Raw genomic sequence first — 16,419 nt, 5'->3', positions numbered from 1 at the left:
CGAGCACTTCGTACGGTCCTGGTCGGAATGTCGCCCGCCGTTGCGAAACCGTTACCGGCCGGCATCTTGCCCGACATGCATCCAGCGGGATTAATTTGTTCAGCGATTCGACAAAATGCCGGTGCGGGCGCCCGTGGCACGGTGCCCCTCCGGTCCATCTGGGACGGTCTTCGGCGAGCCGGCCCCCGCGATCCCTGTCCACCGCGACATAGGAGGCGGCGTGTCCCGATCTCGTCGTGCCCGCGTACCCGTCCTTGCCACCCTGCTACCCCTCGCGCTCGCCGCGACCAGCCTGTTCGGCGTCCCCGCCGCGCAGGCCGCGCCCGCCCCGCAGGCCGCGCCGCTGGCCGCTCCCGTCGCGCAGGCCGCGCCGGCGCCGGCGGCCGACGAACCGTTCTCGGTGCTGGTGTTCTCGAAGACCGCCGGCTTCCGGCACGACTCCATCCCGACCGGCATCGCCGCCATCCAGCAACTCGGCGCGGCAAACGGGTTCACGGTGGACACCACCGAGGACGGCGCCGCGTTCAGCGACGACAACCTCGCCAGGTACCGGGCGGTGATCTGGCTCTCCACGACCGGCGACGTCCTCGACGCCGAGCAGCAGGCCGCGTTCGAGCGCTACATCCGCGCCGGCGGCGGGTACGTCGGCATCCACGCCGCCTCGGACACCGAGTACAGCTGGGCCTGGTACGGCGACCTGGTCGGCGCGTACTTCGCCAGCCACCCGGCCAACCAGCAGGCCACGGTGAAGGTGGAGGACCACGCCCACCCGGCCACCGCCGGGCTGCCGGAGCGCTGGTCCCGGTTCGACGAGTGGTACAACTACCAGTCCAACCCGCGCCCCGACGTGCACGTGCTGGCCAGCCTGGACGAGACCAGCTACTCCCCCGGCGCCGGCGCGATGGGCCACGACCACCCGATCGCCTGGTGCCAGGACTTCGAGGGCGGCCGGGCCTGGTACACCGGCGGTGGGCACACCCGGGAGTCGTACGCGGAGCCGGAGTTCCTGGCCCACCTGCTCGGCGGCATCCGCACCGCCGCCGGGGTGGCCGACGCGGACTGCGGCGCCTCGCTGACCGGGAGCTTCGAGAAGGTCACGCTGGACAGCAACACCAGCAACCCGATGGAGCTGGACGTCGCCCCGGACGGGCGGGTCTTCTACGTCGAGCGCGACGGCCGGGTGCAGATCGTCAAGCCGGACACCGGCAACACGGTCACCGCCGTCGACCTGGACGTGTTCACCGGCAACGAGGACGGCCTGATCGGCATCCGGCTCGACCCGGACTTCGCCACCAACCACTGGGTCTACCTCTACTACGCCCCGAACGACGGGATCGCCCGCAACCTGCTCTCCCGGTTCACGGTGACCGGCGACACCATCGACCCGGCCAGCGAGAAGCAGGTGCTGCGGGTGGACACCCAGCGCAACACCTGCTGCCACGCCGGCGGGAGCATGGTCTTCGACCGGGCCGGCAACCTCTACCTGGCCACCGGCGACAACACCAACCCGTTCGAGTCCAACGCGTTCACGCCGATCGACGAGCGGCCGGGCCGGCAGGACTACGACGCGCAGCGCACCTCCGGCAACACCAACGACCTGCGCGGCAAGGTCATCCGGATCCACCCCGAGGACGACGGCACGTACACCGTGCCGGCCGGCAACCTCTTCGCGCCGGGCACCGAGAAGACCCGGCCGGAGATCTACGCCATGGGCTTCCGCAACCCGTTCCGGATCGGCATCGACCCGGCCACCGACACCCTCTACGTCGCCGACTACGGGCCGGACGCCGGCGCCGCCAACCCGGACCGCGGCCCCGAGGGCACGGTCGAGTGGAACATCGTCGGCACCCCCGGCAACTACGGCTGGCCGTACTGCACCGGGGCGAACTACGCCTACAACGACTACCAGTTCCCCTCCGGCCCGAGCGGGCCGAAGTTCGACTGCGCCGCGCCGGTGAACAACTCCCCCAACAACACCGGCCTGACCAACCTGCCGCCGGCCATCCCGGCCACCGTCGACTACGACTACAGCGGCAACCCGCGCTTCCCGGAGATCGGCGGCGGCGGCGCGCCGATGGGCGGCCCGGTCTACCGGTACGACGCCGACCTGAACTCGGACCGGAAGTGGCCGGCGTACTACGACGGCAAGGCGCTCTTCGGCGAGTGGAACCAGTCGAAGATGTACACGATGCAGGTGACCGCCGACGGCAGGTCGCTGGTGGACATCAACCAGCTGCTCACCGGCATGAGCCTGATCCGGCCGATGGACTTCGAGTTCGGCCCGGACGGGGCGATGTACCTGATCGAGTGGGGCAGCGGCTTCGGCGGCAACAACGACAACTCGGGCGTCTACCGGGTCGACTACATCGCCGGTGACCGGGCGCCGATCGCGGTCGCCTCCGCCACCCCGACCTCCGGGCCGGCGCCGCTGACCGTGACCTTCTCCAGCGCCGGCTCCCGCGACCCGGACGGCGGCACGCTCGGCTACGCCTGGGCGTTCGGCGACGGGCAGACCTCCACCGAGGCGAACCCGACACACACCTACGCCGCGGCCGGCAGCTACACCGCGCAGCTCACCGTCACCAACCCCAAGGGCCGCACCGCGGTGGCGAACGTGCCGATCACCGTCGGCAACACGGCCCCGACCGTGACCATCGAGTTCCCGCCGGACGGCGGCTTCTTCGACTGGGGCGACCAGGTCCGCTACACGGTCAAGGTGACCGACCCGGAGGACGGGGAGATCGACTGCGACCGGGTCAAGCTCCAGGTGCTGCTCGGCCACGACGAGCACGCCCACCCGCTGGAGCAGCACACCGGCTGCACGGGCACGGTCCAGACGTCGCTCGCCTCCGGGCACGGCGCGGAGGCGAACGTCTTCGCCGTGTTCGAGGCGACCTACACCGACAACGGCGGCACCGGCGGCGCCGGCCCGCTCACCGGCCGGGCCATCGAGCAGCTCCAGCCGAAGCGCAAGCAGGCCGAGTTCTACACCGCCACCGGTCGGGCGCCGGTGAGCACCGGCGGCGGCGACCCCGGCGTGCAGAAGGAGACCACCGGCGACACCGCCGGCGGTGCGCAAAACATCGGATTCATCGAGGACGGCGACTGGTGGTCGCTCGCCCCGGCCGACCTGACCAACATCACCTCGATCCGGTTCCGGGTCGCCTCCGCCACCACCGGCGGCCGGCTGGAGGTCCGGGCCGGCGCGGTCGACGGGCCGTTGGTCGCCACGGCCACCGTGCCGGGCACCGGCGCGTGGCAGACGTACACGGACGTGACCGCGCCGGTGACCGGCGCGGCGAGCGGCACGCTGTACTTCGTGGCCCGGCACCCGAGCGGCGGCACGGGGTCGCTGTTCAACGTCAACTGGATGGACTTCCTCGGCCGGGGCGTCACCGAGAACGCGCCGCCGGCGGTCACCGCCACCGCCACCCCGGCGACGGGCACCGCGCCGGTCACCATCGCCTTCGACGGCACCGCCACCGACGCCGAGGGGGACACCCCGCTGACGTACGCCTGGGACTTCGGTGACGGCGGCACGGCGAGCACCCTGGACGCCAGCCACACCTACACCACGCCCGGCACCTTCACCGCCACCCTGACGGCGACCGACAGCCGGGGCGCCCGGTCGTACGTGACCGTCCCGGTGCGGGTGGACGCGCCGAACACGTCCTGCTTCGGGGCGCGCTCGGACGACTTCACCGGCACCGCGCTGGACCGGGCCCGCTGGGGCGTGGTCCGGGAGAACCAGTCGCACTCGGTCTCCGGCGGGGCGCTGCGGCTGCCCACCTCGGCCGGCGACCTCTACGGCGGGCGCAACGACGCCACCAACCTGGTGCTCCAGCCCGCGCCGGCCGGGGCCTGGCAGGCCACCACCCGGGTGACCCTGCCGGTCACCGCCAACTACCAGCAGGCCGGCCTGCTGGTCTACGGCGACGACGACAACTACGCCAAGCTGGACCTGCTCTACGGCGGCAGCCGGCGGGTGGAGTTCATCCGGGAGACCGCCGGCGCACCGCGCAACGAGGCGGGCGACAGCATCGCCGCGCCGGCCGGCGACACCCTGCACCTGCGGGTCACCAGCGACGGGACGAGCCTGACCGCGGCCGTGTCCGCCGACGGGCAGACGTTCACCCCGGTCGGCCGGTCCGCCGCGCTGGCCGGGATCAGCAACCCCCGGATCGGGCTGTTCGCGCTCAACGGCGGCACAGACGCGCCGGTGGTGGACGCCGCCTTCGACTGGTTCCAGGTCTCGCCCGACTCCCCGGCCGGGCCGGTCGACCCGTCGGACGAGTTCACCGGCGACGCGCTGGACAAGTGCCGGTGGGACGCGATCCTGCGGGAGGACCCGACCGGCTACCGGGTGACCGGGGGCGCGCTGCGGATCGACGTGCCCAACGGCGACATCTACGGCTCCGGCAACTCGGGGCCGAAGAACTTCGTCCTCCAGAACGCCCCGTCCGGTGACTGGACGCTGGAGACGAAGGTCGACGGCAGCCTGCTGAACGAGCAGTACCAGCAGGCCGGGCTGATCGTGCACGCGGACGACGACAACTACCTGAAGTTCGACTACATCGTGGACAACCAGCCCGGGCAGCCGGTGACCCGGCGGATCGAGTTCCGCAGCGAGATCGGCGGCGCGGTGCAGAACCCGCAGCCGGAGGCGGCCAACCTGACCGGTTCGGTGTGGCACCTGCGGCTGGCCCGCAGCGGCAACACTTTCACCGCGTCGTACTCGGCCGACGGGACGGCCTGGACGCCGTTGACGGCGCTCACCAACAGCGCCGTCGGGGCGACGCCGAAGGTGGGGCTGTTCACCCTCGGCGCCAACCAGACGGCGTCGAAGAGCGCCGCGTTCGACTACTTCCGACTCAGCACCGAGGCGGCCGACCGGACCGCGCCGGTGACCGGGGCCGCCGTTTCCGGCACCCCGACCGAGGGCTGGCACACCGGCCCGGTCACCGTCACGCTGACCGCCGCCGACGAGGACGGTGGCAGCGGGCTGGCCGGCACGGCGTACCAGTTGGACGGGGCCACCGCCTGGACGGACTACACCGGCCCGGTGCAGGTCACCGGTGACGGCGAGCACGAACTGCGGTTCCGCTCGACCGACAAGGCCGGCAACGTGGAGTCGACCAAGACCGTCGCGGTGAAGATCGACACCACCGGGCCGGTCACCTCGGCGACGTTCGCGCCGGCGAACGACGAGGGCTGGCACGACGGGACCGTCCCGGTCGTGCTCACCTCGACCGACGCCGGGTCCGGGGTGAAGACGGTGGAGTGGTCGCTGGACGGCGGCGCCTGGACGCCGTACGCGGAGCCGGTCGCGGTGACCGGCGACGGGCAGCACGAGCTGCTGTTCCGCTCGACCGACCGGGCCGGCAACGCGGAGCCGCTGAAGTCGGCGGTGCTGCGGATCGACGGCACGAAGCCGACGCTGCTGGTCTCCGGGATCGCCGACGGCCAGCTCTACGGCGACAGCCAGGACGTCCGGGTGTCCTGGCAGGCGGTCGACCCGACCTCCGGCATCGCCGGCGTGGTCGGCGAGCTGGACGGCCGGCCGTACGCCAGCGGCACCCTGCAGGCCATGTACGAGCTGCCGCTCGGCCTGCACGAGCTGACCGTCACCGCGACCGACAAGGCGGGCAACCAGACCACCTCGGCGGTCCGGTTCTTCGTCACCACCTCGTTCCGAGACATGCAGAACCTGCTGGACCGGTTCAAGGCGACCGGGCGGCTCTCGACCAAGGCGCACAAGCAGTTGTCGGCGAAGCTCGGTGAGGCCCGGACGGCCGAGGCGGCCGGCCGGGACGACCGGGCGATCAAGGCGCTGACCGCGTTCCGGGCGCTCGCGGCCGACGCCACCCTGGTGGCCGAGGCGGAGATCCGGGACACCCTGGTCCGGGACGCCGACGCCATGATCGTCCGGCTCGGCGGCACGGCCAGCGCCGCCGGGGTACGGGCGAACGACGGCGAACCGGTCGACGGCGCCGGCCGGCTCGGCGGCGATCCCACCCGGATCGCCCCCGGCCGCCGGCTCTGATCCGCGGGGCCCCTTCCCGCCGCTCCGGTGGCGGGAAGGGGCCCTCCCGCACCCGCAGTGAGGAGACGTCCGTGACGCGTACCTGGCAGGCGCTCGCCACCGTGTTCGTCGGGCTGGCCCTGACCCTCCTGTCCGCGGCACCGGCCGCGGCGCACACCGGCAAGCTCAAGCTGACCGTGGCCGGGGACGGGGCCGAGGGGGTCACCGTCCAGGCCACGTACGCCGACGGGCACCGGCTGGACAAGGTGGTCCGGCTGACCCTCACCGCCACCGGGCCGCAGGGGCGGAAGGTCGGTCCCCTGCAACTGGAACCGGCGGCCGAGGGGCAGGGCTTCTACGCCAGCGGCCCGATCCTCTCCCCCGGCCGCTGGCGGGTCACGGTGAGCGCCCCGGCCCCCCACAGGGGCGAGGCCAGCGCCCAGGTGCAGGCCAGGGCGGCCCAGTCGCCCCCGGCCCCGGCGCCCGTCGCGGTGACCGCGGCCGACAGCCGTACCGCCGGGCGCGGGGCGGATGCCGGATGGTGGCCGGTCGCGCTGGCCGGCCTCGTGCTCGCCGCCGTGGCGGTGGCGGTGCCGATGCTGCTCGGCCGCCGCCGGACCACGGCGGGGTGAGCCTCCCGACGAGACCCACTCGCCGGCCCCGGCCCGCTTCCCAGCCCGATCGGGGCGCCCGCCGCCCAGCCGGGATCCCGGCCTGCCGCCGCGGCGGCTCGCCGGGACCGCAACGACGAACCGCCGCCCGCGGCCGAGGCCCCGGGCGGCGGTTTCGCGGGAATCGTCACAGGATGGCGCGCAGGGCGTCCAGGTCCTCGTCGGAGGGCTGCCACGTGCCGGCGGCGGCGTTCGCCCGCACCTGCTCCGGCGTGGTGGCGCCGGCGATCACCGAGGTCACCGCGGGCTGGGCGGCCAACCCGCCGATGGCCACCTGGAGCATGCTGAGCCCGCGCTCGTTCGCGTACGCCTCGATCGCCTCGATGGTGTCCCAGTCGGCGGCGGCGAGACGCTGCGCGTACCGGCCGCCGCCTGAGAGCCGGCTGCCGGGCGGCGGGGCCTGGTTCCGCCGGTACTTGCCGGTGAGCAACCCGTTGGCCAGCGGGAAGAACGGCAGCAGCCCGAGGCCGAACCGCTCGCAGGCCGGCACCACCTCGGTCTCCACCGAGCGCTCCAGCAGGCTGTAGTGGTTCTGCGCGCTGATGAACCGGGTCCGGCCGGCGGACGAGGCCACCCAGTCGGCGTCCGCGATCTGCCAGCCGGCGAAGTTGGAGTTGCCCAGGTAGCGCACCTTGCCCGCGCGGACCAGGTCGTCCAGCGCGGCGAGGGTCTCGTCGATCGGGGTGCCCGGGTCGGGCTCGTGCATCTGGTACAGGTCGATGTGGTCGGTGCCGAGCCGGCGCAGCGACGCCTCCACCGCCCGCGCGATGTAGCGGCGCGCACCCCGGGCACCGAAGTCCGGCCCGTTCATGCCGTGCATGTCCATGCCGAACTTGGTCGCCACCACCACGTCGTCCCGGCGCCCCTTGAGCGCCTGGCCCAGCAGTTCCTCCGAGCCGCCCTGCGGCTCGCCGTAGATGTCGGCGGTGTCGAAGAAGTTGATCCCGGCGTCCAGCGCGGCGTCGACCACCGCCCGGGTGCCGTCGAGGTCGAGCTTGCGGCCGAAGTTGTTGCAGCCGATGCCGACCACGGACACCACGAGCCCGGAGTCGCCCAGCCGGCGGTAGGTCATCTCAGTCACGAGATCAACCCTATGCCGGCCGGGCGTTCCGCCGCCCGCGGGACGGCTCAGCCGACGTCCCAGACCGGCTCGGGGGTCTCCACCACCTCGCCGTCGCCGCGGAAGAGCACGAACCGGTCGAAGGAGCGGGTGAACCACCGGTCGTGGGTCACCGCGACCACCGTGCCCTCGAACGCGGCCAGCCCGGCCTCCAGCGCCTCCGCACTGGCCAGGTCCAGGTTGTCGGTGGGCTCGTCGAGCAGCAGCAGGGTCGCCCCGGAGAGCTCCAGCAGCAGCACCAGGAAGCGCGCCTGCTGGCCGCCGGAGAGGGTGCCGAACCGCTGGTCGCCCTGCCCGGCCAGCTCGTACCGGGACAGCGCCGCCATCGCCGCGTGCCGGTCCATGCCGGCCCGGTGCTCGTCCCCCCGCCAGAGGATCTCCACCAGGGTCTTGGCCATCAGCTCCGGCCGGTCGTGGGTCTGCGAGAAGTGGCCGGGCCGCACCCGCGCGCCGAGCCGGGCGACCCCGTCGTGCGCCACCGGCGCGAGCGCCGCGGCGCCGTCGACCGGGCCGTTGGCCGGGTCCGGGTCGGTGCCGCCCCGGGCCAGCAGCCGCAGGAAGTGCGACTTGCCGGTGCCGTTGGCGCCGAGCACCGCGACCCGGTCGCCGTACCAGATCTCCAGGTCGAACGGGTAGGTCAGGCCGTCCAGCTCCAGCTTGTCGCAGATCACCGAGCGTTTGCCGGTCCGCCCGCCGGTCAGCCGCATCCGGATGTCCTGGTCCTTCGGCGGTACGGGCGGCGGCCCGGCCTCCTCGAACTTGCGCAGCCGGGTCTGCGCGGCCTGGTAGCGCGAGGCCATCCCGTCGTTGTACGCGGCCTTCTGCTTGTACATCAGCACCAGGTCCTTCAGCTTCTGGTGCTCCTCGTCCCAGCGCCGGCGCAGCTCGTCCAGCCGGGCGTGCCGGGCCACCCGCGCGGAGTGCCAGCTCGCGAAGCCGCCCGGGTGCACCCAGGCGCTGCCGCCCTCTACCGCGACCACCCGGTCGGCGGTGCGCGCGAGCAGCTCCCGGTCGTGCGAGACGTAGAGCACCGACTTGGCCGACTCGCGCAACCGGCCCTCCAGCCAGCGCTTGCCGGGCACGTCGAGGAAGTTGTCCGGCTCGTCGAGGAGCAGCACCTCATCGGGGCCGCGCAGCAGCAGTTCCAGCGCGAAACGCTTCTGCTGGCCGCCGGAGAGGGTCCGCACCGGGCGCTCCCGGGCGGTCTCCCAGGGCAGGTCCAGCACGATGGTGGCGACGGTGTCGAAGAGCACCTCGGCGTCGTACCCGCCGGCCTCGCCCCAGGCGGCGAGGGCGTCCGCGTACGCCAGCTGCGCCTTGCCGGCGGCGGTGCTGTACTTGCCGCGCACCTCGGCCGCCCGCATCGCCGCCTCGGTCTCGGCCAGCCGCCGCCCGGCGTCGCGCAGGGCCGGCGGGGCGAGCGACAGCGCCAGGTCGGCGAGCGTCGACTCGTCGCCGATCATCCCGATGAACTGGCGCATCACGCCCAGCCCGCCGGTACGCGCGACCGCGCCGGTCTTCACCGGCAGATCGCCCGCGACCATCCGCAGCAGCGTGGTCTTGCCGGCGCCGTTCGGCCCGACCAGTGCCACCTTGGCGCCCTCACCGACCCGGAACGACACGTCGGTGAAGAGCTCCCGGCCGTCGGGGAGGATGTGCCCGACCGCTGCCACGTCCACGTATCCCACGCGGGCATCCTGCCCGAGCACCCGCCCGGCGGCCCAACCAATTACCGGGTGACGCGCAGCACCCGGTAGCCCTTCTGGCTGGCGCGCCGCTCGACCTGCCAGCCCTGCTCGACCAGCCAGCGGTGCAGCGAGTCGCCGCCGAGGTGGCGGGCCACCACCAGCCAGGCGACCCCGCCCGGGGCGAGCCGGGGCAGCCAGCGCAGCAGCAGCGCGTGCAGCTCGTCCTTGCCGATCCGGATCGGCGGGTTGGACCAGAGCTGGGTGAAGCTCGTCCCGTCCGGGACGTCGTCGGGGGCGACCACGCGTACCCGGTCGGCGGCGCCGGTGCGCGCCGCGTTGGCCGCGGTGAGCGCCCGGGCCCGCTCGTTGACGTCGACCGCCCAGACCGTCGCCGCCGGCACCGCGTCGGCCAGCACGCAGGTGATCGGTCCGAAGCCGCAGCCGAGGTCGAGCAGGTCACCGGCGGTGCCGGCGGGGGGCAGGTCGGCCTTGCGCAGCAGCACCGCGGTGCCGGGGTCCAGGCGGTCGGCGGAGAAGACCCCGCCGGCGGAGGTCAGCCGGTAGTCGCGGCCGGCGACGGAGAACTCGACCTCGCGCGGCGCGGCGGCGGTCGTGGGTTCAGCGGTGAAGTAGTGGTCGCCGGTCACGCCGGCAATTCTCGCACCGCCGGTACCCGGCGCCGGCCCGGGCCGCCGGGCGCCGTCGAAGCATCGGGTCAGCACGCCACGAAACGCCCCACGGCACAATTTCCCATTATTACCCCCTAAAGGGACAATGCCTCCTACTCTGGGCGGCATGGTGTTTCGGTACGAGTCCGATGAGGACGCATACGTGGAGTACCCGGAGCCCGGGTCCGACCGGTCGGTGCTCGGCGCCGGTCCGCCACCTCCGGCCGGGCCGTCCCCGTCCCGCTTCCCGACCCCGTCGCTGCCGCGGAGCACCCGGATGGCGCTGCCGCCCTCCGAGCCGGTGCTGCCCCGCGACCCGGTGCCGGCGGCCGAACCGCCCCGCGCCGAGACGTACGCCGCGGCCGCACCGGTCGACCCGCCCGGCGGCTACGCCCCGGCCCCGCCGGTCGACCCGCCCGGCAGCTACGCCCAGTCCCAGCCGGCCGAGCCGCCCCGGGCCCGACGCGGCGGCGGTCGCCTGTGGCAGGTGCTGATCGGGGGCGCCGCCGTCCTGGTGCTGCTCGCCCTCTGCGGTCTCGGCGCCGCCGCCCTGCTGGTGGACCGCACCGGCGGTGACCCGCAGCCCGAGGCGAGCAACCAGCCCGGCGTCGCCCAATCCGCCGCACCCGAGGCCGACCACCTCGACTCCCGGGACACCGACCAGGCCCCGCTGACCGCCAAGGAGCTCTTCCCGGGCAAGCAGCTCGTGGTCGGCGAGGGGCAGCCCGCCTACCAGGTGCTGAAGACCCACTCCAGCGCCAGCTGCGCGGTGGCGGCCACCGACGAGATCGCCGACCTGCTGGTCCGGCTCGGGTGCAGCCAGGTGGTCCGGGCGACGCTGCGCACGCCCGACGGCGACCACCTGGTCACCACCGGCCTGTTCAACCTGACCGACCGGACCAGCGCCGAGCGGGCCCGGGACCAGATCCGGCAGATGCTCGACGAGCGGCAGGGCCGGTTCCGTGGCATGGCCGCCGGTGCGGACACCGACGCCATGGCCAGCGCCCCGGCCCGGGTGGGTTGGCAGGTACGCGGCCACTACCTCGCCTACGCGGTGGTGGCCCGGGCCGACGGCGAGGCCATCCGGTCCGGCGACACCGCGGTCCGCGAGATCCTCTTCGACGTGATCGAGCTGCACCTGAACCAGGGCGTCCTGGAACGGCGGGCCGACGGCGGCGTGGCCGGCCAGCCGACCGCGGGTCGGACCGACGACGGAACCGGGGCCGACAACGGCAATGCCGATGAGGACGAGCTGCCGGGCGACTGACCGGGAGGACCCGACGAGACACGGGTGCGCGGCCACCGGTCGCGCACCCGTGGCCGGTCCGGGCGGTCAGGACTCGGTGGGCACCCGCAGCCGGCGGGTCAGCTCGGCGCGGCGGGCGTACTCGGCCGGGTCGTCCGGGTAGCCGACCGCCACCAGGGTGAGCCCGTGCGCCGGCGCCACGGTCACCTCGCTGGACCGCTCCCGCCGGGCCAGCAGACCGGCGGGCCAGTCGACCGGCCGGCGGCCGTCCCCGGCCACCAGCATCGCGCCGACCAGGCTGCGCACCATCGCCTGGCAGAACGCGTCCGCCTGCACGGTGGCGACCAGCACGCCGCCCGGGTCGCGCCGCCAGTCCAGCCGGGTCACCTCGCGCAGCGTGGTGGCGTTCTCCTTGCGGCGGCAGTACGCGGCGAAGTCGTGTTCCCCCACCAGCCCGGCCGCCGCGGCGTTCAGCGCGGCCAGGTCCAGCGGCTTCGGCCAGGCCAGGACCTCGTGCCGGCGCAGCGGCTCGGCGCCGTACGGGGCGTCGGTGACCCGGTACTCGTAGCGGCGGAAGGTGGCCGAGAACCGGGCGTCGAAGTCGGCCGGCACCTCGGTCATCGCGCGTACCCGCACGTCGGTGGGGAGCAGCCGGGCCAGCCGGCGCAGCAGCGTGCCCTCGCGCTCCCGCCAGACCGCGGTGGGCAGGTCGAGGTGGCAGACCTGCCCGGTGGCGTGCACCCCGGCGTCGGTCCGGCCGGCCACGGTCAGCCCGGTCGCGACGCCCGCGCCGAGCACGAGGTCGAGGGTCTGCACGAGCACCCCGGCGACCGTGCGCCGGGTCGGCTGGGCGGCCCAGCCGGAGAAGTCGGTGCCGTCGTACGCGACGTCCAACCGCAGCCGGGTGCGCTCGTCCACTCGTACCTCCCCCTCACGGGTCGGGCCCGGCACCCCCGTGAGGGATGCCGGGCCCGACGGTGGCCTGGATCAGGCCTTGTTCTGCTCGTTGTTCTCCTCGACGGCGAGGTCGCTGTCCTCGCGCGCCGCGGCGGTGTCACCGGACACCGACACCGGCGCCTCGGCGTCCTGGTCGTCCGACTCGTTCGCCCGCGGGGTCTCCTCCGCCGGCGCCAGCGCCTCGACCTTGTCCTGCTGCGCGGCCTTGCGGGCGGCCGTCTTCTTGTTCGCCTTCGGCTCGGCGACCTGCAGCTCCTCGACCAGCTCGATGATCGCCATCGGAGCGGCGTCACCCTTGCGCGGACCGGTCTTCACGATCCGGGTGTAGCCGCCGTTGCGGTTGGCGTACCGCGGCGCGATCTGGTCGAACAGGGCGTAGACCACGTCCTTGTCCTTGACGACACCCAGCACCCGCCGGCGGGACGCCAGGTCGCCGCGCTTGGCCTTGGTGATGAGCTGCTCGGCCAGCGGACGCAGCCGCCGGGCCTTCGTCTCGGTGGTCTGGATCTTGCCGTGCTGGAACAGCGCGGTGGCCAGGTTGGCCAGCATCAGCCGCTCGTGCGCGGGGCTGCCGCCGAGGCGGGGGCCCTTGGTGGGCGTGGGCATGCTTGGTGCTCCTCAGGTGTGGCGGCAGCGCGGACTAGAGCTGCTCGGTCTCGCGGTAGTCGTCGGTGTCGTAGTCGGCCTCGCCGAAGGCGTCCACGACGTGCGCCGGATCGAAGTTCGGAGCCGAGTCCTTCAGCCCCAGCCCCATCCCGGCGAGCTTCATCTTGACCTCGTCGATCGACTTCTGGCCGAAGTTGCGGATGTCGAGGAGGTCGGCCTCGGTACGCCCGATGAGCTCACCAACGGTGTTGATGCCCTCGCGCTTGAGGCAGTTGTAGGAGCGGACGGTCAGGTCCAGCTCCTCGATCGGCAGGGCCAGGTCCGCCGCCAGCTGGGCGTCCTGCGGGGACGGCCCGATGTCGATGCCCTCGGCGGTCTCGTCCAGCTCCCGGGCCAGCCCGAAGAGCTCCACCAGCGTCGAACCGGCGGAGGCCAGCGCGGTGCGCGGACCCATCGACGGCTTGGTCTCGACGTCGATGATCAGCCGGTCGAAGTCGGTCCGCTGCTCGACACGGGTGGCCTCGACCCGGTAGGTGACCTTCAGCACCGGCGAGTAGATCGAGTCGACCGGGATCCGGCCGATCTCGGCGCCGGCCTGCTTGTTCTGCGCCGCCGTGACGTAGCCCCGGCCCCGCTCGACGGTCAGCTCCATGTCGAGCCGGCCCTTGCCGTTCAGGGTGGCGAGCTTCAGGTCCGGGTTGTGCACCGAGACGCCGGCCGGCGGCTGGATGTCACCCGCGGTCACGTCGCCCGGGCCCTGCTTGCGCAGGTACATGCTGACCGGCTCGTCGTGCTCGGAGCTGACGCAGAGCTCCTTGATGTTCATGACGAGCTCGACCACGTCCTCCTTGACCCCGGGGATCGTGGTGAACTCGTGCAGCACACCGTCGATCTTGATCGAGGTGACCGCCGCACCCGGGATGGACGACAGCAGGGTACGCCGCAGCGAGTTGCCCAGGGTGTAGCCGAAGCCCGGCTCCAGCGGCTCGATGGTGAACCGGGAGCGGGTGTCGTTGATCGACTCTTCGGAAAGAGACGGTCGCTGGCTGATGAGCATGTCTTCTCTTCTCTTCCGGGGCGCCCGCTATATGACGCCCACGACACAAACTGTTCCGGTGGCCCGCCCCGGAGGGCGGGCCACCGCAACGAGCCCTTACTTGGAGTAGAGCTCGACGATCAGCTGCTCCTGGACCTGGGTGTCGATCACCTGGCGGGCCGGGAGCGAGTGCACGAGGATCTTCATCTGGCTCGGGATGGCCTCCAGCCACGCCGGAACCGACCGCGAACCGGCCTGAGCCTGCGCCACGATGAACGGGGTGAGCTGCTTGCTCTTCTCCCGAACCTCGATGATGTCGTGCTCCTTGACCCGGTACGACGGGATGTCGACCTTCTTGCCGTTCACCGTGAAGTGACCGTGCTTGACCAGCTGACGGGCCATGTCCCGGGAACCGGCGTAGCCGGCCCGGTAGACCACGTTGTCCAGCCGCGACTCGAGGATCTGCAGGAGGACCTCGCCGGTCTTGGCCTTCTTGCCCACGGCCTCCTCGTAGTAACCGCGGAACTGCTTCTCCAGCACGCCGTAGACACGACGGGCCTTCTGCTTCTCACGGAGCTGGAGCAGGTACTCCGTCTCCTTGGTGCGGCCACGGCCGTGCTGCCCGGGCGGGAACGGCCGGGACTCGAACGGGCACTTCGGGCCATCGCACTTGCTGCCCTTGAGGAACAGCTTCATCTTCTCCCGCCGGCAACGGCGGCAGTCAGCACCGGTGTAACGAGCCATCTCTCTCTAACCTCTCAGACCCGGCGACGCTTCGGCGGACGGCAACCGTTGTGCGGCTGCGGGGTGACGTCGGAGATCTGCCCGACCTCGAGCCCGGCTGCCTGCAGCGAACGGATGGCGGTCTCCCGGCCGGAGCCGGGGCCCTTGACGAACACGTCGACCTTGCGCATGCCGTGCTCCATCGCCCGGCGCGCGGCGGCCTCGGCGGCCAGCTGCGCGGCGAACGGGGTCGACTTGCGGGAGCCCTTGAAGCCCACCTGGCCCGAGGAGGCCCAGGAGATGACCGCACCGGTCGGGTCGGTGATCGACACGATGGTGTTGTTGAAGGTGCTCTTGATGTGCGCCTGCCCGTGGGCGACGTTCTTGCGTTCCTTGCGCCGGACCTTCTTGACGGCGGCTCCGGCACGAGCCTTCGGTGGCATAAGTCTGTGCGCTCCTAGTTACTTCTTGCCGGGCTTCTTCTTGCCGGCGACGGTCCGCTTCGGACCCTTCCGGGTCCGCGCGTTGGTCTTGGTCCGCTGGCCACGAACGGGCAGGCCCCGGCGGTGCCGGATACCCGCGTAGCAGCCGATCTCGACCTTGCGGCGGATGTCAGCGGCGACCTCGCGGCGCAGGTCGCCTTCAACCTTGTAGTTGCCCTCGATGTGATTGCGGAGCTGGACGAGCTCCTCGTCAGTGAGGTCCCGAACGCGCTTGTCCGGTGAGATGCCGGTCGCGGCGAGCGTCTCCAGGGCGCGGGTGCGACCCACGCCGAAGATGTAGGTGAGCGCGATCTCCATCCGCTTCTCGCGGGGGAGGTCGACGCCGACTAGACGTGCCATGTGCGGGCGTACTCCTCGTGGTGTTGTGCGGAGGTGTGGACCCGTCCCACCCCGCTACCGACCATCCCTGTCCTTCCGGCGCTTTCCGCGCCGGCGACCGGGATCGGTCGCTGCCCAAGCGGGCCCCGGCCTCCGACCGGGGGTCAACCACGAGGGAGTACGCGCTGCGTACCGCTCGCGGCTGGGACGAGCTAGGTGATGTGTTGTCTGGATCTGCGGCCCGGACCGATCCGACCGGCCGCGTCACGACCGGTGGGACTGGTTCAGCCCTGGCGCTGCTTGTGGCGCGGGTCGGTGCAGATCACCATGACCCGGCCGTGCCGGCGGATCACCCGGCACTTGTTGCAGATCCTCTTGACGCTCGGCTTGACCTTCACGGTTGCCTTACTTCCCATCTGGCCCGGACTCGCGACGAGGCGCGACCCGGACGTCGAAGACGGACACGGGACGTTCCGGCCGTCGTCAGGCTTACTTGTAGCGGTAGACGATGCGCCCGCGGGTCAGGTCGTACGGCGAGAGTTCGACGACGACCCGGTCCTCCGGCAGGATGCGGATGTAGTGCTGCCGCATCTTGCCGCTGATGTGAGCCAGCACCTTGTGGCCGTTCGCGAGCTCCACCCGGAACATGGCGTTCGGCAGGGGCTCGATGACCCGACCCTCGATCTCGATGGCTCCGTCTTTTTTCGGCATGTCCTCCGCTGTCCTGACGTCGGTTGCTCCGGACGGCCCACAACGTCTTACACGGGTGACTGACCATGATCAGAAAGCCCGCGCCAGCCGCGGCTCCGAGTCCCACCGAAGCGCTAGGTGGGCATGCCGGAGTGGACGCTGTGCGCCGAT

At 72.5% G+C, this 16,419-nt stretch carries 14 protein-coding genes; 3 read left to right on the top strand and 11 right to left on the bottom strand.

Annotated elements, in window-relative coordinates:
* The first annotated feature begins 220 nt into the window (after positions 1-220).
* Positions 221-6,043: a ThuA domain-containing protein gene (locus tag AC1WTP_RS05850; RefSeq protein ID WP_481648200.1), complete on the top strand. Its 5,823-nt coding sequence runs from the start codon at positions 221-223 to the stop codon at positions 6,041-6,043.
* A gap of 71 nt (positions 6,044-6,114) precedes the next feature.
* Entirely contained in the window at positions 6,115-6,654 is a 540-nt protein-coding gene (locus AC1WTP_RS05845; RefSeq protein ID WP_481648199.1) for a hypothetical protein, read from the top strand.
* Positions 6,655-6,820: 166 nt separating this feature from the next.
* Here AC1WTP_RS05845 and AC1WTP_RS05840 read toward each other — a convergent pair whose 3' ends face one another.
* The 3 genes from AC1WTP_RS05840 to AC1WTP_RS05830 are packed head-to-tail and all read right to left on the bottom strand — an operon-like array spanning position 6,821 to position 10,148.
* Positions 6,821-7,765, bottom strand: a complete 945-nt coding sequence (locus AC1WTP_RS05840; protein WP_481648276.1) for an aldo/keto reductase — start codon at positions 7,763-7,765, stop codon at positions 6,821-6,823.
* 56 nt (positions 7,766-7,821) lie between these two features.
* Positions 7,822-9,501, bottom strand: coding sequence for an ABC-F family ATP-binding cassette domain-containing protein (locus AC1WTP_RS05835; RefSeq protein WP_481648198.1), 1,680 nt, complete (start codon positions 9,499-9,501; stop codon positions 7,822-7,824).
* Between the two features lie 41 nt (positions 9,502-9,542).
* Complete coding sequence (locus tag AC1WTP_RS05830) at positions 9,543-10,148, bottom strand: class I SAM-dependent methyltransferase (protein WP_481648197.1); 606 nt, start codon at positions 10,146-10,148, stop codon at positions 9,543-9,545.
* A 148-nt stretch (positions 10,149-10,296) separates the two neighbouring features.
* On the opposite strand from AC1WTP_RS05830, the gene AC1WTP_RS05825 reads away from it, so the two are divergent.
* Positions 10,297-11,436: a hypothetical protein gene (locus AC1WTP_RS05825; RefSeq protein ID WP_481648196.1), complete on the top strand. Its 1,140-nt coding sequence runs from the start codon at positions 10,297-10,299 to the stop codon at positions 11,434-11,436.
* Positions 11,437-11,502: 66 nt separating this feature from the next.
* On the opposite strand, the gene truA is transcribed toward AC1WTP_RS05825, so the two are convergent.
* The 8 genes from truA to infA form a co-directional block, all read right to left on the bottom strand.
* Positions 11,503-12,333, bottom strand: a complete 831-nt coding sequence (gene truA / locus AC1WTP_RS05820) for a tRNA pseudouridine(38-40) synthase TruA (protein ID WP_481648195.1) — start codon at positions 12,331-12,333, stop codon at positions 11,503-11,505.
* A gap of 69 nt (positions 12,334-12,402) precedes the next feature.
* On the bottom strand, positions 12,403-12,978 hold the full coding sequence (rplQ, locus tag AC1WTP_RS05815) for a 50S ribosomal protein L17 (RefSeq protein WP_481648194.1): 576 nt from the start codon (positions 12,976-12,978) through the stop codon (positions 12,403-12,405).
* Between the two features lie 34 nt (positions 12,979-13,012).
* Positions 13,013-14,035, bottom strand: a complete 1,023-nt coding sequence (locus AC1WTP_RS05810; protein ID WP_447134665.1) for a DNA-directed RNA polymerase subunit alpha — start codon at positions 14,033-14,035, stop codon at positions 13,013-13,015.
* A gap of 96 nt (positions 14,036-14,131) precedes the next feature.
* Positions 14,132-14,758: a 30S ribosomal protein S4 gene (gene rpsD / locus AC1WTP_RS05805; protein ID WP_481648193.1), complete on the bottom strand. Its 627-nt coding sequence runs from the start codon at positions 14,756-14,758 to the stop codon at positions 14,132-14,134.
* Positions 14,759-14,772: 14 nt separating this feature from the next.
* The gene (gene rpsK / locus AC1WTP_RS05800; protein WP_014440747.1) at positions 14,773-15,180 is read right to left on the bottom strand and encodes a 30S ribosomal protein S11; all 408 of its coding nucleotides are present in this window, start codon (positions 15,178-15,180) and stop codon (positions 14,773-14,775) included.
* Positions 15,181-15,198: 18 nt separating this feature from the next.
* Positions 15,199-15,579 carry a 30S ribosomal protein S13 gene (gene rpsM / locus AC1WTP_RS05795; RefSeq protein ID WP_091290326.1) on the bottom strand — a complete coding sequence of 127 codons (381 nt, stop codon included), beginning with the start codon at positions 15,577-15,579 and terminating at the stop codon, positions 15,199-15,201.
* 263 nt (positions 15,580-15,842) lie between these two features.
* Complete coding sequence (gene rpmJ / locus AC1WTP_RS05790) at positions 15,843-15,956, bottom strand: 50S ribosomal protein L36 (RefSeq protein ID WP_012184307.1); 114 nt, start codon at positions 15,954-15,956, stop codon at positions 15,843-15,845.
* A 91-nt stretch (positions 15,957-16,047) separates the two neighbouring features.
* Positions 16,048-16,269, bottom strand: coding sequence for a translation initiation factor IF-1 (gene infA / locus AC1WTP_RS05785; protein ID WP_007073013.1), 222 nt, complete (start codon positions 16,267-16,269; stop codon positions 16,048-16,050).
* Positions 16,270-16,419: the final 150 nt, after the last annotated feature.

This window comes from Micromonospora sp. R311 (assembly GCF_056780015.1).
This window is presented reverse-complemented; position numbering and strand designations above follow the sequence as displayed.

Bases quoted from the DNA above. Each gene is read 5' to 3' on its own strand.
- AC1WTP_RS05840 (WP_481648276.1), bottom strand. From the start codon at position 7,765: ATGACCTACCGCCGGCTGGGCGACTCCGGGCTCGTGGTGTCCGTGGTC.
- AC1WTP_RS05825 (WP_481648196.1), top strand. From the start codon at position 10,297: ATGGTGTTTCGGTACGAGTCCGATGAGGACGCATACGTGGAGTACCCG.
- rplQ (WP_481648194.1), bottom strand. From the start codon at position 12,978: ATGCCCACGCCCACCAAGGGCCCCCGCCTCGGCGGCAGCCCCGCGCAC.
- AC1WTP_RS05810 (WP_447134665.1), bottom strand. From the start codon at position 14,035: ATGCTCATCAGCCAGCGACCGTCTCTTTCCGAAGAGTCGATCAACGAC.
- rpsD (WP_481648193.1), bottom strand. From the start codon at position 14,758: ATGGCTCGTTACACCGGTGCTGACTGCCGCCGTTGCCGGCGGGAGAAG.
- rpsK (WP_014440747.1), bottom strand. From the start codon at position 15,180: ATGCCACCGAAGGCTCGTGCCGGAGCCGCCGTCAAGAAGGTCCGGCGC.
- rpsM (WP_091290326.1), bottom strand. From the start codon at position 15,579: ATGGCACGTCTAGTCGGCGTCGACCTCCCCCGCGAGAAGCGGATGGAG.
- infA (WP_007073013.1), bottom strand. From the start codon at position 16,269: ATGCCGAAAAAAGACGGAGCCATCGAGATCGAGGGTCGGGTCATCGAG.